General features: G+C 69.6%; 25 protein-coding genes and 1 pseudogene. 8 read left to right on the plus strand and 18 right to left on the minus strand.

Features of this window, described 5'->3' with window-relative positions; all coding sequences use genetic code 11:
- The first annotated feature begins 73 nt into the window (after window positions 1-73).
- Both ilvD and ACRDSQ_RS00690 read left to right on the plus strand, forming a co-directional pair.
- Window positions 74-1933: a dihydroxy-acid dehydratase gene (gene ilvD, locus ACRDSQ_RS00685; protein WP_431417837.1), complete on the plus strand. Its 1860-nt coding sequence runs from the start codon at window positions 74-76 to the stop codon at window positions 1931-1933.
- Window positions 1934-1990: 57 nt separating this feature from the next.
- A complete protein-coding gene (locus tag ACRDSQ_RS00690; RefSeq protein ID WP_431417839.1) occupies window positions 1991-2161 on the plus strand; it encodes a hypothetical protein in 171 nt (56 codons plus the stop codon).
- A gap of 71 nt (window positions 2162-2232) precedes the next feature.
- On the opposite strand, the gene ACRDSQ_RS00695 is transcribed toward ACRDSQ_RS00690, so the two are convergent.
- A complete protein-coding gene (locus ACRDSQ_RS00695; protein ID WP_431417841.1) occupies window positions 2233-2868 on the minus strand; it encodes a DoxX family protein in 636 nt (211 codons plus the stop codon).
- Window positions 2869-2916: 48 nt separating this feature from the next.
- On the minus strand, window positions 2917-3804 hold the full coding sequence (locus ACRDSQ_RS00700) for an NAD(P)-dependent oxidoreductase (protein ID WP_431417843.1): 888 nt from the start codon (window positions 3802-3804) through the stop codon (window positions 2917-2919).
- Window positions 3805-3979: 175 nt separating this feature from the next.
- On the opposite strand from ACRDSQ_RS00700, the gene ACRDSQ_RS00705 reads away from it, so the two are divergent.
- Both ACRDSQ_RS00705 and ACRDSQ_RS00710 read left to right on the plus strand, forming a co-directional pair.
- Window positions 3980-4618 (plus strand): septum formation family protein, encoded by a 639-nt coding sequence (locus ACRDSQ_RS00705; RefSeq protein ID WP_431417845.1) that lies wholly within the window; start codon window positions 3980-3982, stop codon window positions 4616-4618.
- A 329-nt stretch (window positions 4619-4947) separates the two neighbouring features.
- Complete coding sequence (locus tag ACRDSQ_RS00710; protein ID WP_431417846.1) at window positions 4948-6138, plus strand: PQQ-dependent sugar dehydrogenase; 1191 nt, start codon at window positions 4948-4950, stop codon at window positions 6136-6138.
- On the opposite strand, the gene ACRDSQ_RS00715 is transcribed toward ACRDSQ_RS00710, so the two are convergent.
- The 5 genes from ACRDSQ_RS00715 to gatC form a co-directional block, all read right to left on the minus strand.
- On the minus strand, window positions 6135-6548 hold the full coding sequence (locus ACRDSQ_RS00715; RefSeq protein WP_431417847.1) for a hypothetical protein: 414 nt from the start codon (window positions 6546-6548) through the stop codon (window positions 6135-6137). The two genes, ACRDSQ_RS00710 and ACRDSQ_RS00715, sit on opposite strands and share 4 nt — an antisense overlap.
- 146 nt (window positions 6549-6694) lie before the next feature.
- Window positions 6695-8200 carry an Asp-tRNA(Asn)/Glu-tRNA(Gln) amidotransferase subunit GatB gene (gene gatB / locus ACRDSQ_RS00720; RefSeq protein ID WP_431417848.1) on the minus strand — a complete coding sequence of 502 codons (1506 nt, stop codon included), beginning with the start codon at window positions 8198-8200 and terminating at the stop codon, window positions 6695-6697.
- Window positions 8197-8397 carry a hypothetical protein gene (locus ACRDSQ_RS00725; RefSeq protein ID WP_431417849.1) on the minus strand — a complete coding sequence of 67 codons (201 nt, stop codon included), beginning with the start codon at window positions 8395-8397 and terminating at the stop codon, window positions 8197-8199. Before ACRDSQ_RS00725 ends, gatB begins: the two co-directional genes overlap by 4 nt.
- Window positions 8397-9914, minus strand: a complete 1518-nt coding sequence (gene gatA / locus ACRDSQ_RS00730; protein ID WP_431417850.1) for an Asp-tRNA(Asn)/Glu-tRNA(Gln) amidotransferase subunit GatA — start codon at window positions 9912-9914, stop codon at window positions 8397-8399. The genes ACRDSQ_RS00725 and gatA overlap by 1 nt, the downstream gene beginning before the upstream one ends.
- Complete coding sequence (gatC, locus tag ACRDSQ_RS00735; RefSeq protein WP_431417852.1) at window positions 9911-10210, minus strand: Asp-tRNA(Asn)/Glu-tRNA(Gln) amidotransferase subunit GatC; 300 nt, start codon at window positions 10208-10210, stop codon at window positions 9911-9913. The genes gatA and gatC overlap by 4 nt, the downstream gene beginning before the upstream one ends.
- A 238-nt stretch (window positions 10211-10448) precedes the next feature.
- Here gatC and ACRDSQ_RS00740 point away from each other — a divergent pair, with 238 nt between their 5' ends.
- The 3 genes from ACRDSQ_RS00740 to ACRDSQ_RS00750 all read left to right on the plus strand — a co-directional run bounded on the left by ACRDSQ_RS00740 (window position 10449) and on the right by ACRDSQ_RS00750 (window position 12606).
- Complete coding sequence (locus tag ACRDSQ_RS00740) at window positions 10449-11102, plus strand: amino acid-binding protein (RefSeq protein ID WP_431417853.1); 654 nt, start codon at window positions 10449-10451, stop codon at window positions 11100-11102.
- Window positions 11103-11441: 339 nt separating this feature from the next.
- Complete coding sequence (locus tag ACRDSQ_RS00745; RefSeq protein WP_431417855.1) at window positions 11442-12347, plus strand: helix-turn-helix domain-containing protein; 906 nt, start codon at window positions 11442-11444, stop codon at window positions 12345-12347.
- Between the two features lie 25 nt (window positions 12348-12372).
- A complete protein-coding gene (locus tag ACRDSQ_RS00750) occupies window positions 12373-12606 on the plus strand; it encodes a DUF397 domain-containing protein (RefSeq protein ID WP_431417857.1) in 234 nt (77 codons plus the stop codon).
- Between the two features lie 144 nt (window positions 12607-12750).
- Here the strand turns inward: ACRDSQ_RS00750 and ACRDSQ_RS00755 are convergent.
- The 7 genes and pseudogenes from ACRDSQ_RS00755 to ACRDSQ_RS00785 all read right to left on the minus strand — a co-directional run.
- Window positions 12751-13051 (minus strand): annotated as a pseudogene (locus tag ACRDSQ_RS00755) (IS982 family transposase); the annotation flags it as partial.
- A gap of 108 nt (window positions 13052-13159) precedes the next feature.
- The gene (locus ACRDSQ_RS00760) at window positions 13160-13684 is read right to left on the minus strand and encodes a GNAT family N-acetyltransferase (protein ID WP_431417859.1); all 525 of its coding nucleotides are present in this window, start codon (window positions 13682-13684) and stop codon (window positions 13160-13162) included.
- Window positions 13677-15884, minus strand: a complete 2208-nt coding sequence (ligA, locus tag ACRDSQ_RS00765) for an NAD-dependent DNA ligase LigA (protein ID WP_431417861.1) — start codon at window positions 15882-15884, stop codon at window positions 13677-13679. The genes ACRDSQ_RS00760 and ligA overlap by 8 nt, the downstream gene beginning before the upstream one ends.
- Before the next feature lie 38 nt (window positions 15885-15922).
- A complete protein-coding gene (locus tag ACRDSQ_RS00770; RefSeq protein ID WP_431417863.1) occupies window positions 15923-16465 on the minus strand; it encodes a hypothetical protein in 543 nt (180 codons plus the stop codon).
- Between the two features lie 86 nt (window positions 16466-16551).
- The gene (locus ACRDSQ_RS00775) at window positions 16552-16833 is read right to left on the minus strand and encodes a MoaD/ThiS family protein (protein WP_431417865.1); all 282 of its coding nucleotides are present in this window, start codon (window positions 16831-16833) and stop codon (window positions 16552-16554) included.
- Window positions 16833-17915, minus strand: coding sequence for an exo-alpha-sialidase (locus ACRDSQ_RS00780; protein ID WP_431417867.1), 1083 nt, complete (start codon window positions 17913-17915; stop codon window positions 16833-16835). Before ACRDSQ_RS00780 ends, ACRDSQ_RS00775 begins: the two co-directional genes overlap by 1 nt.
- A gap of 50 nt (window positions 17916-17965) precedes the next feature.
- Window positions 17966-19003, minus strand: coding sequence for a methionine synthase (locus ACRDSQ_RS00785; protein WP_431417868.1), 1038 nt, complete (start codon window positions 19001-19003; stop codon window positions 17966-17968).
- Window positions 19004-19066: 63 nt separating this feature from the next.
- Between ACRDSQ_RS00785 and ACRDSQ_RS00790 the strand changes: the two genes are divergently transcribed.
- The gene (locus ACRDSQ_RS00790; protein WP_431417869.1) at window positions 19067-19957 is read left to right on the plus strand and encodes a threonine/serine dehydratase; all 891 of its coding nucleotides are present in this window, start codon (window positions 19067-19069) and stop codon (window positions 19955-19957) included.
- Here the strand turns inward: ACRDSQ_RS00790 and ACRDSQ_RS00795 are convergent.
- The 4 genes from ACRDSQ_RS00795 to ACRDSQ_RS00810 are packed head-to-tail and all read right to left on the minus strand — an operon-like array spanning window position 19954 to window position 23922.
- Window positions 19954-21264 (minus strand): ABC transporter permease, encoded by a 1311-nt coding sequence (locus ACRDSQ_RS00795; protein ID WP_431417871.1) that lies wholly within the window; start codon window positions 21262-21264, stop codon window positions 19954-19956. The genes ACRDSQ_RS00790 and ACRDSQ_RS00795 overlap by 4 nt on opposite strands.
- Window positions 21264-21962, minus strand: coding sequence for an ABC transporter ATP-binding protein (locus ACRDSQ_RS00800; RefSeq protein WP_431417873.1), 699 nt, complete (start codon window positions 21960-21962; stop codon window positions 21264-21266). The genes ACRDSQ_RS00795 and ACRDSQ_RS00800 overlap by 1 nt, the downstream gene beginning before the upstream one ends.
- A gap of 1 nt (window position 21963) precedes the next feature.
- A complete protein-coding gene (locus ACRDSQ_RS00805; RefSeq protein WP_431417874.1) occupies window positions 21964-22962 on the minus strand; it encodes an efflux RND transporter periplasmic adaptor subunit in 999 nt (332 codons plus the stop codon).
- Window positions 22963-23004: 42 nt separating this feature from the next.
- Complete coding sequence (locus ACRDSQ_RS00810; protein WP_431417876.1) at window positions 23005-23922, minus strand: LysR substrate-binding domain-containing protein; 918 nt, start codon at window positions 23920-23922, stop codon at window positions 23005-23007.
- Window positions 23923-23930: the final 8 nt, after the last annotated feature.

The raw sequence follows: 23930 nt of genomic DNA on the forward strand, positions 1-23930 counted from the left end.
GCTCCCCGCTTGGGCGCCTATCCGGCGCCGTGCACGTCCCATAGCTGATAGCGACACGAACCTTGGAGGAGCCGTGCCCGCGCTCCGGTCCCGCACGACGACCCACGGCCGCAACGCAGCCGGAGCCCGCGCGCTCTGGCGCGCCACCGGCATGACCGACAGTGACTTCGGCAAGCCGATCGTCGCCATCGCCAACTCCTACACGCAGTTCGTGCCCGGCCACGTGCACCTGCGCGACCTCGGCGACATCGTCGCCGACGCGATCCGCGAGGCGGGCGGCGTGCCGCGCGAGTTCCACACCATCGCGGTCGACGACGGCATCGCCATGGGACACAGCGGGATGCTCTACTCCCTTCCTTCGCGCGAGATCATCGCCGACGCGGTGGAGTACATGGTCAACGCCCACCAGGCCGACGCGCTGGTGTGCATCTCGAACTGCGACAAGATCACCCCAGGCATGCTCAACGCCGCGATGCGGGTCAACATCCCCGTGGTGTTCGTCTCAGGTGGACCGATGGAGGCGGGCAAGGCGGTCGTCGTCGGCGGTGTCGCCCAGGCGCCCACCGACCTCATCACCGCCATCTCCGCGTCGGCGAGCCAGGAGGTCGACGACGAGGGCCTGAGCGAGGTCGAGCGGTCCGCGTGTCCGACCTGTGGCTCCTGTTCGGGCATGTTCACCGCCAACTCGATGAACTGCCTCACCGAGGCGCTCGGCCTCGCGCTGCCGGGCAACGGGTCCACCTTGGCCACCCACTCCGCGCGCCGCGATCTGTTCACCCGCGCGGGGACGACCGTGGTCGAGCTTTGCAAGCGCTGGTACGGCAGCGAAGATCACCCAGGCGACGATTCCTCAGTTCTCCCGCGCTCGATCGCCAACCGCAAGGCCTTCGAGAACGCGATGGCCCTGGACATGGCGATGGGCGGGTCCACCAACACGGTGCTGCACGTCCTCGCCGCCGCCCAGGAAGGCGAGATCGACTTCACCCTCGCCGACATCGACGCCATCTCCCGCCGCGTCCCGTGTCTGTCGAAGGTCTCGCCGAACTCCGACTACCACATGGAAGACGTCCACCGGGCGGGCGGAATCCCGGCCCTCCTGGGCGAGCTGTGGCGAGGCGGGCTGCTCAACACCGATGTCATGTCGGTGCACAGCCCGTCGCTGGAGCAGTGGCTGTCCGAATGGGACATCCGCGGGGAGAACCCGTCCGAGGCGGCCGTCGAGCTGTTCCACGCGGCCCCCGGCGGCGTCCGCACCACCAAGGCGTTCTCCACCTCGAACCGCTGGTCCTCTTTGGACACCGACGCGGCGGGCGGCTGCATCCACGACGTCGAACACGCCTACACCGTCGACGGCGGGCTCGCGGTGCTGCACGGCAACCTCGCAGAGCGCGGCGCGGTCATCAAGGCGGCGGGCATCGACGAGGAACTGTTCACCTTCCAGGGCCCCGCACGGGTCGTGGAGAGCCAGGAGCAGGCCGTCTCGGTGATCCTCGGCAAGCAGATCCAGCCCGGGGACGTGCTGGTCGTGCGCTACGAGGGCCCGGCGGGCGGTCCGGGCATGCAGGAGATGCTGCACCCGACCGCGTTCCTCAAGGGCGCGGGCCTGGGCAAGAAGTGCGCCCTGGTCACCGATGGCCGCTTCTCCGGCGGCTCAAGTGGACTGTCCATCGGCCACGTCTCGCCGGAGGCGGCGGGCGGCGGCACCATCGGCCTGGTCCAGGACGGCGACCAGATCCGCATCGACGTGCACGCGCGGACCCTGGAACTGCTGGTGGAGCCGGAGGTGCTCGCCGAGCGCCGGGCGAAGATGGACGCGAGTGAACGCCCGTGGCAGCCGGTCGACCGGGTCCGCCCGGTCACCGCGGCCCTGCGCGCCTACGCCCGCATGGCCACCGACGCCTCCACCGGCGCGGTCCGCGACCCGGACAAGTAGACACGCGATTGACCACGACTCAGAGGTGGACCAACCTCATAGCCAGGAGGTCGATCCATGGGCGCCGAACACCTTGGGCAGTACAACATCCATGAGGTGCTCCCACTTCCGCGTACGACCCTACGATCCAGCTACGGGATCCTAGAGGGCCAGATCACCATCGCGGGCGACTGGGATTCTCCTGAAGTCAACGACGCGATCACCGACGACTTCTACGGGACGACATGAGGCTTCTTCCGTAACGACAGTGGCACCGGAGTCACGGACTCCGGTGCCACTGTCATACAACGGTGTTTCAGCTAACGCAGAACGATGAGTGTGGCCACGGAGAGTCCGATCGCCAGCACCAGGAACACGAACCCGAACGCGGGTGCGCGGCGGAACCACGGGGTGTTGCGGTCCAGCGAGATCTTGCCCGCGCCCGCGAACAGCAGGGCGAACGCGCCCGCCGCGTACAGGGCTTCGAGCTCGACCGAGCCGAGGAATTCGTTGATGTCGAGCTTGACCCAGATGGCGTTCGCCATCACGCCGAGCGCGGCCGCCGCGGCGGCTGGGGTGAACAGACCGAGAACGAGCAGGGAGCCCGCGGTCAGCTCGGTGACGCCGGTGACCCAGGCCAGCAGCGTCGTCTGCTGGTAACCCAGGGTGCCGAGGAATTTGGCGAAGCCGTCGATCCCGGGGCCTTGCATGATCCCGAAGACCTTCTGCAGCCCGTGTCCGACGAGCATCGCGCCGAGCGCGACCCGCAGGACGAGCAGACCCAGGTCGGCACCGAAGTGCCACTGGTGTGGTGCCCGAGTGACGACGCTGTCGTCGTCGTCGAAGTCAGTTGTGTCGTCAGAGTCGTAAGCCGTGTACCTCTGTTCCGAAGGCGTGAAATATCCACTGTCCGTGCTGCCGCCCGCGATCGGGGTGCGGTCATCATCGATACTCACGGGCGCAGACTATGGCCTCCGTCAACCCCGCGCCGCCCGGAAGATCGCTCAATAGGCCCCGCGCAGCAGGTTCAGCGGCGTCTCCCCGGCGGCGAAGCGGGCGATCTCGGCGGCGGCCACTCGGTACGCGCGGGCCCGGTGACCTGCGCAGTTGCCCGCCACATGCGGGGTGATGAGCACGTTCGGCATGGTCCACAAAGGATGGTCGGCGGGCAGCGGCTCCGGATCGGTCACATCGAGCGCCGCGCGCAGCCTGCCCGTGATCAATTCCGCTTGCAGCGCCTCGGTGTCCACGACCGGGCCACGCGCCACGTTGACGACGATCGCGCCGTCGGGCAGCAGGGCCAGGAACTTCGCGTCGACCATGCGGGTGGTCGCCTCGGTCAGCGGTACGACAAGGACCACCGCGTCATGCTTGGGAAGCAAATCGGGGAGCTCATCGACGCCGTGCACACCGTCACGGGCCCGGCTCGCCACCAAAGTCGTGTGCGCGTCGAATGCGTCGAACCTGCGACGCAACTGGTGTCCGAGGTCACCGGCGCCGACGACGAGGATTCGCTTGTCCTGCAACGTGTCCGTCGTGTGCGGAGTCCACATGGCAGCACGCCGCGCGGTGTCGAACTCGGTGAACTCCCGGTAGAACGTGAGCAACGCGCCGATAGCCCACTCCGCGCTGCTGCCCCCGTGGGCGCCGCGACAGGTCGACAGCATGACGTGCTCAGGCAGCCTGCCCGCCCAGGCGTCGGCGCCGGTGGTGAGCAACTGCACCAGACGCAGCTTCGGCAGCCGGTCCACCAGACTCAGGGCCTCACCGGCCAGGAAATCCGGGATAAGGACCTCAGCGTTGTCGGCCTCCGGTGGGAGAACGGGCGAATGCCGGAACACCCGCAGACCGTCGATCCCCGAAAGTGCTTCGATCCCGTGCTCGTCAGGCACTAAAACTGTCACCGTCACACACGACAGGGTGTCATGGCGCTGTGACACGGCGCCGGCTTCGCCGGCGCGGCTCGGTAGCTTTGATGGTGAGGTGCGGACTGGTCGGTGTTTCGGAGCAGGCGGCGTTCGATCCCGTCTTTGTCCGCCGGTCAGACGGCCCCATTAGGCTGCCGCCGTGACCGACACACCCCCTCAGCAATACCACGCTCAACTGAGCCCCTACCCGCAGCAGTCCATGCAGGCGCCCGCCGTCTCGCGGCCTCCGGGGACAAACGGTTTCGCGATCGCCGCGCTGGTCTTCGGCATTTTGGGCGGCATCCCCCTCAGCGTGATCTTCGGCATCGTCGCGTTGGTGAAGATCCGCAAGACCGGCCAGTCCGGCAAGGGCTTGGCGATCGCCGGCCTCGCCCTCAGCGGAGTGTGGCTGCTGATGATCGTCGCGGGGGCCGTCTACGGGGGCAAAGACGGCAACGTGTCGGTCGACCGGCTCCACCCTGGCGACTGCATCAAGACGCTCTCGGAGTCCGAAACCGTCTACCGCATGCCCGTGGTCCCCTGCACGCAGCCGCACCAGGGCGAGGTATACGGCGAGTTCGACCTGTCGCGCGGTGACTACCCCGGCGAGACCGCCATCGAGACCGAGGCGTTCACCCAGTGCGAGACACTTTTGGAAAAGTATGCGCCGCAAGCGGTCGACTCCGCAGGGGACACGTTCTACCTCTACCCGCGTTCGGCTGACTGGCGTCGGGGTGACCGCACGGTTACCTGCATCGCCTACTCGGACCCAGCGGTCACCGGCTCCCTGAAGGACTGATTCCGGGCCGCTGTTGTGCAAGTCGGTGCCCGCGATCGGGTGGCGTTCGCCGACGTCGCCCGGCACGCGGGCACCGCCATCTACACCGCGCCGCTCACCCTGAACGTGCGCCCGCAGCTCGACTGCTGGGTTCGCGTGGGAGCAACCCGCACGACCTGCACGGCCCCGACGCTCCGCGGCTGCCTCGGCGTTGCCTGTACCCGCGTCCGAGTGCTCCCACCAGCCAATTCTGCCGCTCGAAGCGTCCCGGGTGATCGTCGACAAGCTGGAGCTGCTCGGGGCGCGGGCGCTCACCGCGGATTCACGGGCCTCCTCCTAACCTGGGACCCATGTCGGGTACACACCGCCGGGTCCGCGCGTTCGCCGCCGCCTGCGTGGCCAGTGTCCTGCTCACCTCCTGCGCGACGTTCGAGGAGCAGCCGCCGCCGCAGAGCTGGCAGCCCAACCCGCGCCTCACCCCGCAGGCCGCGCCCGAGCCGGACACCGGCGGCGGCGACAGTGGCGGTGGCGGACCGGCAGGCGACCCGCGGGTCGACCCGCCCGGCCCAGTGCCCCCGCCGGACGGGTGCAAGGACTTCCACCCCGCGGTACTCGCCACCTGCCTCGACACGGTGGTCGCCGTGGCGGCACTGCCGGGCGACGGGTCGACGCCGTCGGCGCTGGTCGGGGAACGCAAGACCGGCCGCATCCTGCTGGTCCGGATGGGCTCGGACCCGGTCGTGGTGGCCACGGTCCCGGTCGACGGCAGCACCGACGGCGGGCTCACCGGGCTCGCCCTGTCCCCTACCTACGTCGAAGACCAGCTCCTCTTCGCCTACATCACCACGCCCACCGACAACCGCCTGGTGCGCATCGCGCCGAACGACACGCCCAAGCCGGTGCTCACCGGCATCCCCCGGGGCGCCTCTGGCAACCGCGGGGCGCTCGCGAACGACCACCGCGGTGCTCTCCTGATCGCCACGGGCAACGCCGGCAACCCCAACGCCGCCTTGGACCCCGCGTCGCTCGCCGGGAAGGTGCTGCGGATCAACTCCGGCGGGAAGCCCGCCGAGGACAACCCGGCCCCGTCGGCTGTGGTGGCCAGTGGCCTGGAGTCGCCGGGTGGTCTGTGCAGTTCGCTGGACGGGTCGCGGGTCTGGGTGACCGACCGGACCGCGGCCGCGGACGTGCTCTACCGACTGGACTACGGCAAGCCCTTGGGGGCACCCGCCTGGTCCTGGCCGGACAAACCGGGCATCTCCGGCTGCGCCTCGCCTGCCCGGAGCATGTGGGTGGCCATGTCGAAGAGCGCGCACCTGCAGAACCTGGCCCAAGCCCCGGACGGCACGTTCACCGGGAAACCGCAGGTCGTGATGGCCGACCCGGACGGATTCGGCCGGGTCGACGGGCTCGACCTGCTGTCCGAGCAGTTGGCCATCGGCGGCACGGTCAACAAGGAGGGCGGCAAACCCGCCTCCAGCGACGACCGCGCCGTCGTGATCGTCGTCGAACAGGGCGGCGGCGGCAGCGGCGTCGACTAGATCTCGGTGAAGACGCCGGTCCCGTCGTTGCGGAAGTGCCGGGTGGCGACCGAGCCATCGGAGTGCCGCTCGACCACACGGGCATCCGGGATCGCGTCACCACCCAGATCGGTCACGAAGACCTCGTACCGGATCTGTCCGTCGGAGTTGGCCAGCATGGCGGGCGTCGACCCGTCGCCGAAGTAGACCTCGGCGTTGGTCTCCGGGCCGACACCGAAGAAGCAGGTCCGCGAGACGAGCATGTCCTGTCCGCCGTCACTGTCGAAGTCGGCGAACGCGTGCTGCGGAATAGGCACCGAACTGCACACGTCGAACGGACCGGACACCAAGCCGCCTGAGCCATCGTTGCGGAAGGCCCGCAACCTCGAACTCTGGTCGCTCGACTGCCAGATGTCCTCGGCCGTCGCCATTGAAGTCGGCGAAGAACGGCTGGTTCCGGTTCCCGGGGCCGTGCCTCGTCGGCTTTCGCGGAACCATTACCCGCCGCGTCTTGTGGCTGAGAAACCGACTGCCCGCCATCAGGCGATGGCGGGCAGTCGGATGATGACTCTGTCGGTTATCCGCCGCAGCGTTTCAGAATGAGTTCCCGGACGCGCTTGGCGTCGGCCTGCCCCTTGGTCGCCTTCATGACGGCTCCGACAATGGCACCCGCGGCGGCGACCTTGCCGTCGCGGATCTTGTCGGCGACGTCCGGCTGGGCGGCCAGGGCCTCGTCGATCGCGGCGTAGAGCGCCGAGTCATCCGACACGACCTTGAGGCCGCGCTTCTCGACGACGTCCTCCGGCTCGCCTTCGCCTGCGAGGACGCCGTCGACGACCTCGCGGGCCAGCGTGTTCGTCAGGCTGCCGTCGGCGGCCAGGGCGATCACCTTCGCCACCTGGGCGGGCGTGATCGGCAGGTCACCGAGCCCGACACCCCGGTTGTTGGCCTGTTGGGTCAGGTACGACACCCACCAGGAGCGGGCCTCGGCGGGTGAAGCACCCGCGGCGACCGTGGTCGCGATCAGGTCGATCGCACCGGCGTTGATCAGGTCGCGCAGCTCCAGGTCGGTGAGGTTCCACTCGGCCTGGACCCGCTTGCGGCGCTGCGCGGGCAGCTCCGGCAGGGTCAGGCGCAGTTCCTCGACCCACTCGCGGGACGGGGCGATCGGGACCAGGTCGGGCTCCGGGAAGTACCGGTAGTCCTCCGAAGTCTCCTTGCGCCGCCCGGCGCGCGTGGTGCCCGACGCCTCCTCGAAGTGCCGGGTCTCCTGCAGGATGGACCCGCCCTCGACCAGGATCGCCGCCTGCCGCGTCATCTCGTGCCGCACGGCCCGCTCGACGCTGCGCAGCGAGTTGACGTTCTTGGTCTCGGTGCGGGTGCCGAACTCCGTGGCGTCCTTGGCCATCAGCGAGATGTTCGCGTCGCAGCGCAGGGAACCCTGGTCCATCCGCACGTCGGACACGTCGAGCGCCTTGAGCAGGTCGCGCAGGGTGCTGACGTAGGCGCGGGCCACCTCGGGGGCGCGGGCTCCGGTGCCCTCGATCGTCTTGGTGACGATCTCGATCAGCGGCACACCGGCGCGGTTGTAGTCGAGCAGCGAGTGCTCCGCGCCGTGGATCCGGCCGGTGGCGCCGCCGACGTGCAGCGACTTGCCGGTGTCCTCCTCCATGTGGGCGCGCTCGATCTCGACCCGGAAGATCTCGCCGTCGTCGAGGGTGACGTCGAGGTAGCCGTTGAAGGCGATCGGCTCGTCGTACTGCGAGGTCTGGAAGTTCTTCGGCATGTCCGGGTAGAAATAGTTCTTCCGGGCGAAGCGGCACCACTCGGCGATCTCACAGTTGAGCGCGAGGCCGATGCGGATGGCCGACTCGACGCCGATGGCGTTGAGCACCGGCAGCGCGCCGGGCAGGCCGAGGCACACCGGGCACACCTGGGTGTTCGGCTCACCGCCGAAGGTGACCGGGCAGCCGCAGAACATCTTGGTGTTGGTGTTGAGCTCGACGTGGACTTCCAGGCCCAGCACCGGGTTGAAGCGCTCGATCACCTCGTCGTAGTCCATCAACTCCACAGTGGACGTCATTTGTCCCCGCCCTTCCGGAACGCCCGAACCGCGATCAGCGCACTGGTCAGCGCGACGAAGATGCCGCCGAGCGCGTTGGCCAGCTGCAGCTTGTCGTTCTGCTCGCGCGCCTTGCGCAGGCTGGTCACCGCGGTCGTCGCCGCCGTCACCGAGCCGACGACACCGAAGGCGCCCTTGAGATTCTTCACGCCGGCCATCAGTGAGCCACCTCCAGCTCGGGAACGCGGTTGATCAGCGAACCGCCCTGCGCGGCGTTGCGGGCGGCCTCGTACGCGGCGGCCACGCGGTAGCCGCGGTGGTCCTGCAGCGCGGGGGACATGATCTGCAGTCCCACCGGCAGACCGTCGTCGTCGGACAGTCCACTCGGGACACTCAGGGCCGCGTTGCCCGCCAGGTTCGACGGGATCGTGCACAGGTCGGCCTTGTACATGGCCATCGGGTCGTTCGCCCGCTCGCCGATGCGGAACGCCGTGGTGGGCGTGGTCGGCGAGATGAGGACGTCGACGGTGCCGAACGCGGCGTCGAAGTCACGCGAGATGAGCGTGCGGACCTTCTGCGCCGAACCGTAGTAGGCGTCGTAGTAGCCCGAGGACAGCGCGTACGTGCCGAGCATGATGCGCCGCTTCACCTCGGGACCGAAACCGGCCTCGCGGGTCAGCGACATGACCTCCTCGGCGCTGCGCGTGGCGTCGTCGCCCACCCGCAGGCCGTAGCGCATGGCGTCGAACCGGGCGAGGTTCGAGGAGCACTCGCTCGGCGCGATCAGGTAGTAGGCGGGCAGCGCCAGGTCGAAGCTCGGGCAGGAGACCTCGACGATCTCCGCGCCCAATTCTTTGAGCTGCGCGACCGCGGCCTCGAAGGAGGCGAGCACGCCGGGCTGGTAGCCGTCACCGGAGAACTGGGTGACCACACCGACACGCACGCCGCTGAGGTCGCCGTTGGCGCCCTCGCGGGCCGCGGCGACGACGGGCGGCAGCGGCGCGTCGATCGAGGTGGAGTCGAGCGGGTCGTGGCCGCCGATGACCTCGTGCAGCAGTGCCGCGTCGAGGACGGTGCGGGCACACGGGCCCGCCTGGTCGAGCGAGGAGGAGAACGCGACCAGGCCGTAGCGCGAGACCGTGCCGTAGGTCGGCTTCACACCGACGGTGCCGGTGACCGAACCGGGCTGGCGGATCGAGCCGCCGGTGTCGGTGCCGATCGCGAGCGGGGCCTCGAACGCGGCCAGTGCCGCCGCCGAGCCACCGCCGGAGCCGCCGGGGATGCGGTCGAGGTCCCACGGGTTGTGGGTCACGCCGTAGGCGGAGTTCTCGGTGGACGAGCCCATCGCGAACTCGTCCATGTTGGTCTTGCCGAGGATGACGACCCCGGCCTGGAGCAGCTTGAGCGTGACGTTGGAGTCGTAGGGCGGGTTCCACCCTTCGAGCATCTTCGAGCCGCACGTCGTGGGGGCGCCCTGCATCGTCAGGACGTCCTTGAGGGCGAGCGGCACACCGGCCAGCGGCGACGCCGCCGGGCGGCCCGCGGCCACGTCCTCGTCGACGGCCTTCGCGGCCTGCAGCGCGCGCTCGGTGTCGACGTGCAGGAACGCGTGGACGGCGGAGTCGACGGCGTCGATGCGGTCGAGGTGCGCCTGGGCGACCTCGACGGCGGAGACGTCCTTGGCCTGGATCTTCGCGGCCAGTTCGGCGGCGGTCAGGCGGATCAGGTCGGTCATGCTTCCTCCCCGAGGATGCGCGGAACGCGGAAGCGCCCGTCCTCGGCGGCGGGTGCCGCGGCGAGTGCCTGCTGCTGGGTGAGCCCGGGTCGAACGAGGTCCGCACGGAAGACGTTGGTCAACGGCACCGAGTGAGAAGTGGGCGGAATGTCCTGGTCAGCGACGTCACCGACCTTCGCCACGGCCTGCACGATCTGGTCGAGCTGGCCCGCGAACAGGTCCAGTTCTTCTTCGGTGACGGCCAGCCTGGCCAGTCGGGCGAGGTGGGCTACCTCGTCACGGGAGATGCTTGGCACTCGACGAACCCCCGGGGGTGTCTGCGATAGGACCCCGTGAGTCTATTTCGCGCAGGATGGAAGCCCCGAACGGGTTGTTCTCAAGCCGCCGGGGGTGTACACCGAAGCCCGTCCCGCGATGCGGTCCGATGGACACCAGCCGCCGTGTGGGTCACCTGGTCTGCGACAATCGGCGGTCGGCGTAGGGCGTGGACGTTTGGTTTCGCGCACCGAGTAGGAACATCGGGAGGCGTTCGCCTTGTCCTTCCTGATCCGGGTCCAGCTCCCGGACAGCCCCGGAACCCTGGGCGCGGTCGCGACCGCGCTGGGGGCCATCGGGGCAGACATCCTCAGTGTGGACGTGGTGGAACGCGTGGGCGGTGTCGCCATCGATGACCTCGTCGTCGAACTCCCCGGCGGCAGGCTCCCCGACGTCCTGATCACCGCGGCGGAGTCCGTGGCAGGCGTCGAAGTCGACGCCGTGCGCCCCTACGCGGGGGTGCTCGACACCCACCGTGAGCTGGAACTGGTCGAGGACGTCGCGGCCGAGCCCAACGACGGCCTGGCGATCTTCACCGAGGGCGTCCCGAAGATCATCCGAGCAGGCTGGGCCCTGGTCGTCACCTTCGACGCCGCCGGCGCGCACCCCATCGCATCGAGCAGCGCGGCGCCGACGGTGCACCGGATGGAACTGCCGTGGATGCCGTTAGCCCGGGCGACCGTGCTGGACGGTGAGGAGTCGTGGGTGCCGGAGACCTGGCAGGAGCTGGGGACCGAGCTGGCGGCCACGCCGTTGGGGAAGCCGGACCGGGTGTTGTTGGTCGGGCGGCCGGGTGGACCGATGTTCCGGGCGGCTGAGGTGGCGCGGTTGGCGCATCTGGCTGGGATCGTGGCTGTGGTGTTGCCAGACTGATCTGGGTTCCGCCCTGTCTGGGCGGTTCGGCCGGTCTGAACGCTGCCGCGACGCTGCTTGATGAGGCCAGGCAGGCAGTCGGCACGGCCACGTATCGTTCGAAGTCGCCTGAGGCGTCGGGTTCGGTGGCCGCCTTCGAGCAAGCGCACCAGGCGCTGACGGCGCCGTTCGCCGCGTTGCGGCAGGTGGACAGGGCTGTGCGCACGCATCTCACCAGCATCGGGGCGCCCGAGGCTGGTGGTCAGGCAGTCGAGGTTCGGGCGGGGGTCGCCAAGCCCGCTAACGTAGGAGTTCCTATATTCGCTTGGTCCTAACGAGTGAGTTCCTATTTCACCGTGTGTGACCAGCGCCGTGTCGATGGAGGCAGCCGCGCCGATGGCGATCGCTCATACCGTTCCGCTGTTGATGCTGATCAACGAGCTCAACCGGCTCAAGGACAGCTCGGGCATCAAGGACGCCGAGGCCGCGCGTCACCTCGGCTGCCAGCCCTCGAAGATCAACCGCATCATGCTTGGCCAGTCGAAGATCTCCGTCGGCGACACGAAGCTGCTCGGCGAGTTGTACGGAGCCAGCCCCGAGTTGGTCGAAGTCATGCTCGACCTGGCTCGCAACCTCGGGCAGAAGGGCGACTGGACCAGCTACCGCGACCTGTTTCGGGAGTCCTTCCGCCTGCTGGTCGACCTCGAACACCACGCCAGCCGCCTGCGACAGGTGCAGTCGGAGATCATCCCCGGCCTGCTCCAGACCGAGGCCTACCGGCGAGCGCTGCACGACGCACCCACACCGTTCCACGGCAAGACCGACGTCGACGGCGAGATCCACGCCCTGCACTACCGGCAGTCGATCCTCACCCGCGAGGATCCCGCGCCGCCCGCGGTCAGCTTCGCGCTCTCGGAGTCCTGCCTGCGCCGCGCCTATGGCGGCAACCAGGTGATGCGCGAGCAGATGCTGCGGCTGATCGAGATCGCCGACGACCCCAACGTCCAGATCCAGGTCCTGCCCTTCGACGGCAACGACCCGATCCTGTACGCCTCCCTGGACTTCTGCCTCATCCACGTGCCCGGACCCGGCATCGCCAACCCGCTCGACTTCGTCTATGTCGAGCAATACGACGATGCCCGCTACCTCGACGACCACGACCGCGTCGAAGCCTACGAACAGCTCTGGGGCTACCTCCAAGCCGCCGCACCGGGTCCGCAGGACTCCATCGAGTTCATCGGGAAAGTGGCGGACCACTACAGCTAGCCAGCACCACCGGAAGGAACCGCTCATGGCCCCACACCACGACTACCTGCCCATCGAAGCGTTCGCCGCAGCCACCTGGCAGAAGGCCACCGCGAGCCAGCCCAACCAAAGCTGCGTCGAGTTCACCAAGATCGGCCGCATCATCGGCGTCCGCGACAGCAAACTCGGCACCTACAGCGCGATCCTCCAGTTCACCGTGGACGAGATCACCGCCATGCTCACTGGCGCGCAAACGGGCGAGTTCGACCACCTGATCTGACAGCAGTGCCCGTCCCTTGTGCGTTCGGCCAGACGCAACGCGCCCGGCAAACGGACTTCGATGCCCACGTGCGACTGGTCCGATCCAAGCTTGGTCACCCATCCGTGTCGCGGGGCCTAGATGATTGATGCGGTGAAGTTGGCGTTAGTGATCGAACGCGATCAGTGACCGTTTGCTGTTGTGCCGGTCATCCAGTTGTGCCAGATACCGGCGGCCATGGCCAGCAGGCGTTGCGCGACCCGGGCGGGCGCAGCAGTCTCACCCCCATCGCGGCGGCGAGTTCCTGGAAGTCTTTGCCAGCGAAACCCTTGTCCGCCAACAGGATTTGGCCCTCACGGAGGAGGTGGTGGTCGTGGTCGAGCAACGCGGCCAGCACTTCGCGTTCCCCGATCTTCGGGGTGGCCAGGCACCACATGATCGGCATCCCGTCCCCGGCGCACACGAGGCCCGACGTTCCCCGCCAGCCGCCGCTTCCCCTGGGCCGCCGCCCTCCCAACCGGTCGGGCGGACCCTCGCCACTCCCCTCCCGTAGGCGGCCCGGCACCCCGGTGGCTCAGTCGTCCGGTAGGTCCAAATCGAATGCGATCAGGTGGACCTTTGGGCCCGGACTCCAATCGCGGTCTGGCAGGCGGGTGAAACCTAATCGCTGGTAGAGGCGGTGGGCGGGGGCCATGTTCTGTGAGCTGCACAGCACCACCCTCGGCAAACCGAGTTCCCTGGCCCGGTCCAATACGGCGCGGATGAGGGCTTCGCCGATGCCTCGGTTGCGGGCCGTGGGGGCGACGGCGAGCATGCGGAATTCCAGTTCGCCCTCGCGGGAGATTTCGGCGTAGTCGGAGCCGGGTAAGGCGAGGGTGACGGTGCCGAGGAGGGTGTCGTCAGCGTCGACGGCGACCAGGAGATCCGCGCTGCGCAACCTGCTTGCGGCGTCGGCCAGGCTGGCGGCGTAGCCGCTTGAGTCGGGGCCCAAGTAGCCGTCGGCGGTGTAGGCGTCGAGGGTGAGGGTGCCGATCTCTTCGACCTCGTCCGCGCGGGCCGAGCGCACCGTGATGCTGGAAGCCTCCACTGGGCTACCCATCGGCGGCCTCGGTGTTTCCGCCGGCGACTGCCTTCGGGTCGACCTTCGCATCCCCGCCGTCAGCCTCCGTGTCGCCGATTGTGGCGACCTCCGTGGCGGCCTCGGGGCCCTGTTCCAGCAGTACGCCGAAGCCATCCTCGTCGAGCACCGGGACCTTGAGCTGGATCGCCTTGTCGTACTTCGATCCCGGTGCGTCGCCGACGACCACGAACGCCGTCTTCTTCGACACCGAACCCGACGCCTTGCCGCCGCGGGCGATGATCGACTCCTTGGCCTCGTCGCGGGAGTAGGTCTCCAGGCTGCCGGTGACGACGATGGAGAGACCCTCCAAGGTTCGCGGTGTCGAATCGTCGCGTTCCTCTTCCATGCGGACGCCCGCCGCGCGCCACTTGTCGACCACCTCGCGGTGCCAGTCGACGGCGAACCAGGCCTGGACGGAGGTGGCGATGGTCGGGCCCACGCCCTCGGCGTCGGCGAGTTCCTGTTCGGTTGCCTTGGCGATCGCGTCGACGGAGCCGAACTCGCGGGCCAGCGCCTGGGCGGCGGTGGGGCCGACGTGGCGGATGGAGAGGCCGACCAGGACCTTCCACAGTGGACGGTTCTTCGCGCTGTCGAGGTTGCCCACCAGCTTGCGGCCGTTCGCGGACAGCTCACCTGCCTTGGTGCGGAACAACTCGACCCGCGAGAGCTGCTCCTCATCGAGGGAGAACACGTCGCCCTCGTCCTGGATCACCCCGGAGGCGAGCAGGGCGGCGGCGGCCTCGTAGCCGAGCACCTCGATGTCGAACGCGCCCCGCCCAGCCAGGTGGAACAGCCGCTCCCGCAGCTGCGCCGGGCAGGACCGGGCGTTGGGACACCGGATGTCGGCGTCGCCCTCCTTCTCGTAGGCCAAGGTCGTGCCGCACACCGGGCACTCGGTGGGCATCTCGAACTCGTAGGCGTCCTTCGGGCGGACCTCGATCACCGGGCCGAGCACCTCCGGGATCACGTCGCCCGCCTTGCGGATCACCACGCGGTCGCCGATGAGGACGCCCTTGCGCTTGACCTCCGAGGCGTTGTGCAGCGTGGCCATCGCGACCGTCGAACCCGCCACCTTGACCGGCTCCATCACCGCGAACGGCGTCACCCGGCCGGTCCGGCCGACGTTGACCTCGATGTTGAGCAGCGTGGTCGTCGCCTCTTCTGGCGGGTACTTGTAGGCGATCGCCCAGCGCGGCGCACGCGAGGTGTTGCCGAGGCGGCGCTGCAGCGACACCTCGTCGACCTTGATCACCACGCCGTCGATCTCGTGCTCGGCGTCGTGGCGGTGTTCGCCCCAGTACTTGATGTGCTCGGCGAGCTGGTCGGCAGAGTCGAGCACCTTGGTGTGCTTGGACACCGGCAGCCCCCACGCGGCCAGCGCACGGTAGGACTCGGACTGGGCGGTCGGCTCGAAACCCTCGCGCCTGCCCAGGCCGTGGCAGATCAGCCGCAGGTTGCGGCTCGCGGTGACCTTCGGGTCTTTCTGCCGCAGCGACCCGGCCGCCGTGTTGCGCGGGTTCGCGAACGGCGGCTTGCCCGCCTCGACCAGCCGGGCGTTGAGGTCGGCGAAATCCTCGAGCGTCATGAACACCTCGCCGCGCACTTCGACCAGCGCGGGCACCGGGAACTCATCGCTCGGGGTGAGCCGGTCGGGCACGCCGCGCATGGTGCGGACGTTGAGCGAGACGTCCTCGCCGGTGCGGCCGTCGCCCCTGGTCAACGCGCGGGTGAGGCGGCCGTTCTCATAGAGCAGGTTGATCGCGAGGCCGTCGATCTTCAGTTCGCACAGGAAGTGCGCGGCGGAGCCGACCTCCTTCTCCACCCGGTCCACCCAGCCGCTGAGTTCGTCGAGGTCGAAGGCGTTGTCCAGGCTGAGCATGCGCTCGAGGTGGTCGACCGCGGCGAACTCGGTGGAGAAGGACCCGCCGACCCGCTGGCTCGGCGACTCCGGCGTGATCAGCGATGGGTGCTGCTCCTCGATCGCCTCCAGCTCGCGCAGCAACGCGTCGAACTCGCCGTCGGAGATCGTCGGCGCGTCGAGCACGTAGTAGCGGAACTGGTGGCCGAGGAGTTCCTCGGACAGCTCGGCGTGCCGCTCGCGGACGTCGGAGGGCACATCCTCGACGCCCTCGACCGCGGCTGGTCGTTCCTGTGGAAGATCCTCGTCAACACTGGTCACGTGTCAAAGAGTAGCCAGGACGACCGACATTCGAAGGCTCAGGAAGCCAGCCTGTGGACAAGTTCGCGCAGCTCAAGCAAACCGATGCTGTCGGCGGGCTCGGTGTCGGCGGCCTCGACCCGGCGCAGCCGCTCCCCCGCCAGCCGCTCACCGAGCGTGGCGTCCAGCGGCAGGAACGTCATCGCCGCGCGAGCCGACGGCTCCAGCCCGGCGAGCGCCGGGTGATAGACCGCGACGTCGACCAACCCCTCCTCGACCTGCGCGTGCACGCGGACATCCGCGAGGGCGACCCTGGTCGCACCGAGGTTGACCGTCACCTCCGTCGGGTCGGGGACGGCCGGCACCGAGTCGTGGAACTCCCACAGCGGGGTGTCGGGCTCGGCAGCCGCCTTCCACGCGTCGGTGTACGGCCGCAGCCTCGGGTCTTCCTGGCCGCTCACCACGAACGCGTAGATCGAGCGGATGCCGCGCTCGAGCGAGAAGTGCAGGTCGGGGTGGAGCGCCGCGACCATCTCGCAGAGCTGGTTCTCCACCCGATGCGGCTCCCCCTCGCCGAGCGCGGCGGCGATCTCGGGCAGCATCTGCTGCCACTCGCACCAGAAGCGTTCCGCGAGGACGGCCGGGTCGGGCCGCTCGACCGGATCGCGGGAACGCTTGAACCAGCGCGCTAGCCGCCCGCCACCGACGGAATCACCTGAATCTCGGCGTCGGCCGCGACCGGTGTGTCCGCCCCGCCCAGAAACCGGCATTCCTCTCCGTCCACATAGAAGTTGACGTACCGGCGCAGCCCCCGGTTCTCGTCGCGCAGGCGCCGTTCCAGCGCCGGGTAGCGCTCACAGACCGCGTCGAGCACTCCGGCCAGGGTAGCGGGCTCGGGCGCGTCGATCTCGACTTTCGCCTGGCCGTCCGCCTTGGCCCGCAGGACTTGGGGCAGCAGGACGGTGATCATCAGATCACCGCGGCCCGCACCGACAGCACGTCCGGCAGGTGCGCGGCGACCTGCGTCCAGTGCTCGCCGCCGTCTCGGCTGGCGTAGACCTCGCCGGACCGCGAACCGAAGTACACGCCCGCCTCGTCGGCGTCGTCGACGCACATCGCGTCGCGCATGACGGCGCTCCAGAAGTCGTCGGGCAGGCCGTCGCCGAGCGCGGTCCAGGTCGAGCCCGCGTCGTCGCTGCGGTAGACCCGGCAGCGGCCGTCGGGCGGGAAACGCATCGAGTCCGCTGTCAGCGGGAAGTTGTAGATCGTGTCCGGTCGGTGCGGGTGCACGACCATCGCGAAGCCGAAGTCGCTGGGCAGGCCGTCGGCGATCGACTGCCACGTCTTGGCGCTGTCGTCGCTGCGATAGACGCCGTGGTGGTTTTGCGCGTAGAACCGGTCGGGCCGATCGGGATGCTGGGCGATCTTGTGGACGCACTGCCCGAACTCGGGGTACGGGTCGGGGAGGAAGTACGCCTTGATGCCCTCGTTGCTCGCGTCGAACGACTTGCCGCCGTCGGTGCTGACGTACACCCCGCCGGTGGACATCGCGACGGTGATCCGGCCCGCGTCGGTCGGGTGCGGGATGACCGAGTGGACCGCCATCCCGCCGAAGCCGGGCGTCCACTTCTCCCGGTGCTGGTGGTCCCACAGGCCCCGGACGAGTTCGTAGTTCACGCCGCCGTCGTCGGAACGGAACAGTGCTGACGGCTCCACTCCCGCGTAGACCACGTCCGGCTCACTCGACGGTCCTGGCGCGAGCTGCCACACGCGCCCGAGCGCGGTCTCGGTGTCCTCGGGGAACGCGACAGGCGCGTGGTCGGGCTCGGACCAGGTCTCGCCGAGGTCGTCGCTGATCGCGACGCTCGGTCCCCAGTGCTCGGATGTGACCGCGGCGAGCAGCCTCGGGGTGGCGCGTCGGGTGTCGATGGCGACGGCGTAGACGTCGGTCATCGGGTGGTGCGGACCGGTTGTCTCCCAGTCCCCACCGGAGTTGGTCGCGAGGAACAGCCCTTTGCGCGTCCCTATCGCGAGCAGCACCTTCTGTGTCATCGGGCACCTCCATCAGTGACCCGCGACACGTTACGCCCGGGCACCGACAGCTACCAGGACTCCGGCGGCTCCACGAAAGCTTTGCCCAGTTCACGGACCTGATTGAGGGCGGCGCGTGCCCATCCGGTGGACGCCCCTGCGAGGCCGCAGGCGGGGGTGACGACGGTGCGCGAGGCGAGGATCGAACGCGGGAAGCCGAGCCGGTCCACCAGCCGCAGGGCGGGCTCGGCGGCCGCGCGCAGCGACTGCCGCTCACGCGGTTCGGTCCCCGGCACCAGACCGAGGAACATGAACACGCCCGCGTCCCACGCTTCGCCGAGGTCGTCGGACAGCGACGCGGGGATGCCTTCGAGGAGAGCGGCGTCCAAGGCGAGTGCTCCGGCGCCCGCTTCGCGAAGCAAACCGATCGGGGGACGCGGCGCGCAGCAGTGAACTATGACCGGGTTCCCGGTAGCGGCGCGCGCCGCGTCGATCAGCGTCGACAGCATGTCGCGGGCGTCGTGAACGGCCACCGACGGCACCGTGCCGTACCCGGACGGCGTGGGCAGCGCTCCCGCCAGGACCGTGGGCAGGCTCGGCTCGTCGAACTGGACGACCACTTCGGCACCGGTCCGCTTGCGCACCTCGCCGACGTGCAGCGCGAGCCCCTCCGCGAGCGACTCGCCGAACTCCCGGCGCGCGCCGAGATCGGTCAGGACGCGGTGGCCGCGGTGCAGTTCGACACCCGCCATCAGCGTCCACGGCCCGGCGACCTGGACTTTGAACACCGCGGGTGATTCGCCCGCGCGCCCGATCGCGTCCTCGACAGCGTCAAGGTCCCAGCGCAGCAGGTCGACCCCGCGGCGGTGGTCGCGGCCAGGGTGGGCGGCGACCCGGTAGCCCGAGGGCACCACCTCGACGGCGAGGTCGACGAGGAGGGCGGTGGTCCGGCCGATCATGTCGGCGCCGAGTCCGCGGGCGGGCAGTTCCGGCAGGTGCGGCAGGTCGGGCAGCTCACCGAGGACGACTGTGGCGGCCTCGGCGGGATCGTCGCCGGGCAGCGAGCCGATCCCGGTGGCGGCTCCGTGCGGCCATGGTGCGTTCGTCACGCAGCCAGTGTGGTCGATCAGGTGACGCCGCCGCACACCGACCGTCCGCGGTTAGCATGACTCGTGGACCACAATGACATCGGCAGGGCCGCAGGCCGCATCGCCCCGCACATCCGCCGCACCCCGCTGCTTCGCTCCGAAGTGGACGGTCGGAGGGTGGTCCTCAAGCTCGAACACCTGCAGCGCACCGGCTCGTTCAAGTTCCGCGGTGCGCTCAACGCGCTGCTCGGCGGTGACCGGCCCGCGGCGGTGGTGACCGCGTCAGGCGGCAACCATGGGCTCGCGGTGGCCACGGCGGCGCGGGTGCTCGACATTCCCGCGACCGTGTACGTCCCGGCGTCCGTCCCACCGGAGAAGGCCCGGCGGATCGAGGCGGCGGGCGCGAAGCTGATCATCGGCGGCGACTCGTACGGCAAGGCCTCCGCCGCGGCGCTGGCCGAGGCGGCCAGCACCGGCGCGCTCTACGTGCCCGCGTACGACCATCCGCTGGTCATCGCGGGCCAGGGCACCTGCGCGGCGGAGGCGGTCGCGGACGCCCCGGACATCGACACGTTCGTGGTGGCGGTCGGCGGCGGCGGGCTGGCCTCCGGCACCGTACTGGGCGGCGGCAGGCCCGTGGTCGCGGTCGAACCCGAGAACTGCCAGGCCATGCACAACGCGTTCGCGGCGGGCCACCCGGTCGACTCGACGGTCGACTCGGTCGCCGCGTCCGCCCTCGGCGCGACCCGGGCGGGCGACCTCACCTTCGAGATCCTCCAGGCCGCCGGGGCGACGTCGGTGCTGGTCAGCGACGATGAACTGCTCGCCGCGCGTGACCGGCTCTGGGAGGAGTTCCGGCTGGCCGTCGAACCCGCCGCCGCCGTGCCGTTCGCCGCGTGGCTCGCCGGGCGGGTGCCCGGCGAGCTCGCCTGCGTCATCGTGTGCGGCGCCAACACGGAATGGTCACCGAACTAAGCGCGCATCACCGTCGCGATAGGAATGCGAGCCGCCCGGATCGCGGGGAGCAAACCGCCGAGGACACCGGCAGCGAGACCCGCGATCACTCCCGCGACCCCGGCCTGCCACGGGAACTCGAGTTCGGCCCCCATCGACTCGAACCGGCCGCCGAGCACCGTCGGCGCCAGCTTGAGCCCGACGGCACCGACGCCGATCGCGGCGGCCGCCGTCAGCATGCCGATGATCAGCGTCTCCGACAGCACAATTCCCGCCAGCAGCAGCCGCGGTGTGCCGACAGCACGGCGCAGGGCGAACTCCTCGATGCGCTCGCCGACCGTGGCCAAGCCGACGTTGAGGATTCCCGCGACCCCGATGAGCAGGACCAGCGCGGCCAACGCGAGGAAGATCATCCGCATCAGCGTCAACTGGGACTCGATCTGCTTCTTGGCCTCGACCGGATACGAGTGGAACTGATCGCCTGGAGCGCCGCGGGCGATGAGTCGAGCCCGCAGTGTCTGCTCCACATCGGTCACCCCCGGCGGCATGTACACGGCGAACTGGTTGCGGCCGTCGAAATTGCCTCCGGCCGGGGTGGTCCAGTTCAGGAGTTCGTCGGCCCTGACGTAGGCCGTGGGTGAACTGTCGCCGTCGTGCACGACGCCCAGGACGCGGGGAGTCGGATTCGCCGACGAGTCCTTGATCCGCATCTCGGCGGGAAGTTGGTGCTGGGTGAAGGCCGCCGCCGCCTCGCGGTTGAGGACCAGCCCCGGCGACAGCGACGGCGCCCCAGAGAAGTCGAGCCATCGGCCCGCCTCCGTGTGAAACGGCCGGTACTGGCGGATGTCGCCGGTGAGTCCGACGAGGCGCAGTTCGATGGCCTTCCCCGCGGGAGGTGGGCTGTCGTCCTGCTTGATTTCCCGGCAGCCGGTCTGGTCGCAGACCATGCTCGGGCCGTAGTAGCCCTCTCCGGCGTACTTGAGTGGCGAGCCACCCGGATTGATGGGCGTGACTCCCGGCTCGCCGATGATCGCCATCGTGCTCGTCATGCCGACCATCTCCGGCCGGCCGCGCAGGACCTCCGTCATGATCGGCACCGTCGCCTCGTGGCTGGGCAGCGTCAGCACGACCGTGCCGTCCTTGCCCGCGTTGAGTTCGATGTCCGCCAGCAGCGCACGGTTCGCGATCTCCGACCCGGCCTGCACAGTGACCACAGCTAGAACGCCTAAGAACAAACTGACCATCGACAGGAACGTGCGCAGTTTGCGCGCGCGGATGCCTTGTCCGCCGATGATGAGCGCGGAGCGGAACCGACCGGACAGGGCCATCAGGCGTACACCCCCGCCCGCTCGGTCACGAGCCTGCCATCGGTGAGCCGCACTACGCGACCCATCCGGCTGGCGTGCGCGTGGTCGTGGGTCACGAGGACGAGCCCGCACCCCCGCGCGGTCGCGGAATGCAGGACCTCGATGACGTGGGCGCCGGTCTCGGTGTCGAGGGCGCCCGTGGGCTCGTCGGCCAGCAGGATCTTCGGCTCGCGGACCAGCGCGCGGGCGATGGCCACGCGCTGCTGCTCGCCGCCGGACATCCGCTGCGGCCGCTGCTTGGCCAGGTGCGCGATGCCGACCAGGTCCAGCGCCGCCATCACCTTCGCGCGCCGCTTGCGCCGTGCCGCCCAGCCCTGGCCGTTGACCAGTGCCATGGAGACGTTCTGCGCGGCGGTCAGGTGCTTGAGCAGGAAAAAGCGCTGGAAGACGAAGCCGAACTCGTCGCTGCGCAGCCGCGCGGCGCGGCGCTCGGACACCCGGCTGATGTCCGCCCCGTTGAGCAGGTACTGACCGCCGTCCGGGCGGTCGAACAGCCCGATCAGGCTCAGCAGGGTGCTCTTGCCGGAGCCGGAGCGGCCCAGGATCGCCACACTCTCGCCACTGTGGACAGTGAGGTCGACACCGGTCAGGATCGGCCGCGGCTCGCCTTGGCCTTTCAGCGTCTTGGTGAGTCCGCGCAACTCGATCAGGGGTGTCATGTCAGGACCCCATACCGGGCTTGGGATTCTGCTCAGGCGGGCCCTGCGGCAGATTCGGGCCGGGCACGGCGAGCGTCTCCTCGCCGGTCAGGCCCGACTTGATCTGCACGACCCGGCCATCGGTCAGGCCGAGGACGACGTCCTTGGTCTGGCGCGAGCCGTCCGGTCCGAGGACGTCGACCTTGCCGCTGCCCTGCTTGCCGGCGACCGCCTCGACCGGCGCGACGAGCACCTGCTTCGCCGTCTCGGTGATGACCTCGATGGTCGCGGCGGCGCCGTTGATCAGCTTCACATCGGCGGGCGCGGTGCAGACCAGGCGCATGCCGGTGGCCTCCGACGGTTTGCTCTGCGGCTGCTCGGGCTGCGGTTTGGGCTGCGGTTGCGGCTGGGGAGCGTTCGGGTCCGGGTTCGGCTGCGGCGCGGGATCCGGCGCGGGCGGCTCCGGGATGGTGCCCGCGGGCAGCGCGGCGATGGTGCCCATGACGGCGCAGTCGAAGGGGCCGGGCCCGCTCTTGATCTGCGCGCGCACCGACTTCAGCGAGTCGGACAGCTGGTATGCCTGCGCGCCGTCGATGTCGGCCACGATGCCGTATCCGACGTAGGTCGCGGAGACGATCGGCATGCCCGCGGTCACCGACGACTTGTCGGCGACGAGGCGACCAGCGAAGACCGCGCCCGCGGGGACGTCGACGTGCGTGGGCTTGCCCGACGCCCACACCGCGCCCGCTCGCGTCGGCTTGGTCGGCGTGCTCGTGGGCGGCTTCACCCCGACGTAGCGGACCTGGCCGTCGCCCGGCGCGACGAGGCCGAAGATCGGGTTGAGCGTGACCTTGCCGGTGAGGCTGACCTTGTTGGTCAGGTCCTGCCGGGTGAGTTTGGCCGTGGTCATGGTCGTGCCGCGGTCGGCGAGGCCGGGCACGGGCGGCGGCGCGTCGGATGACGTACACCCCGCGAGGGTCAAGACGGCGGCGACGACCGCCGCGCAGATTCGTGAGTCCACCGGTACCCCCAGAGAGTCGAATTTGCCCGGTACACGCCCAGTCTATACATGCAGTGAATAGTGATGTTCGCGCCACTGTTCGACCGCCATTTCGACGAAAGCGCGGACCGCGGGCTTGCGGCCGCTTTCCTCACGCCAGACGGCGAAAACCCGCCGCGACATGGCGGGTTCGACAGGGCGGAGGCGGACGCCGTCGGGGACGTGGTCGCCCGCCAGCCGGGGCATGAGGGCGACACCGAGACCCGCGGCGACGAGGGCGAGCTGGGTGGGGAATTCGACGGCCTGATGGGCGATGTCAGGCTCGTGCCCGGCGCCGCGGAAGGTGCTCGTGAGCCAGTCGTAACAGATGGTCCCGGCCGTGGACGCGATCCAGCGCTCGCCGGCGAGGTCCGACAGCGCCACCGTGGACGCGTCGGCCAGCGGGTGACCGGCGGGGAGGGCCACGTCGATCAGGTCGCGCCCGATGTCATGGGAGCGCAGGCGGTCGGAGACGGCGATCGGGACGTTGACCCAGTCCTGGGCGATCGCGAGGTCGAGGTCGCCGCGGGTGAGCTGGGCGATGGCGTCGTACGGTTCGACCTCCCGCAGGCCCAGCCGCAGCCGCGGATAACGCTCGTTCATCGCCACCAGCACCTTGGGCAGCAGCCCGCGCGCGGCGGTGGGGAACGCGGCGACGGTGAAGTCGCCGACGACCTCGCCGCGACGCTCATCCAGGTCGGCCTCGGCCTGCTCGACCGCGCCGAGGATGCGTTCGGCGTGCTCCGCGAGCAGCCTGCCCTCCTCGGTGAGCCGGACCCGCCTGCCGTGCCGCTCGATGAGCGCACAGCGGGCCTCGCGCTCCAGCTTCGCCATCTGCTGCGAGACCGCCGAAGGGGTCAGATGCAGGACGTCGGCGGCCGCGGCGAGGGTGCCTTGATCGGCGACGGTGCGCAGGACACGGAGTCGTACCAGGTCGAACATGAAGCAAG

It is taken from the genome of Actinokineospora sp. (assembly GCF_050699995.1).
GTDB lineage: Bacteria > Actinomycetota > Actinomycetes > Mycobacteriales > Pseudonocardiaceae > Actinokineospora.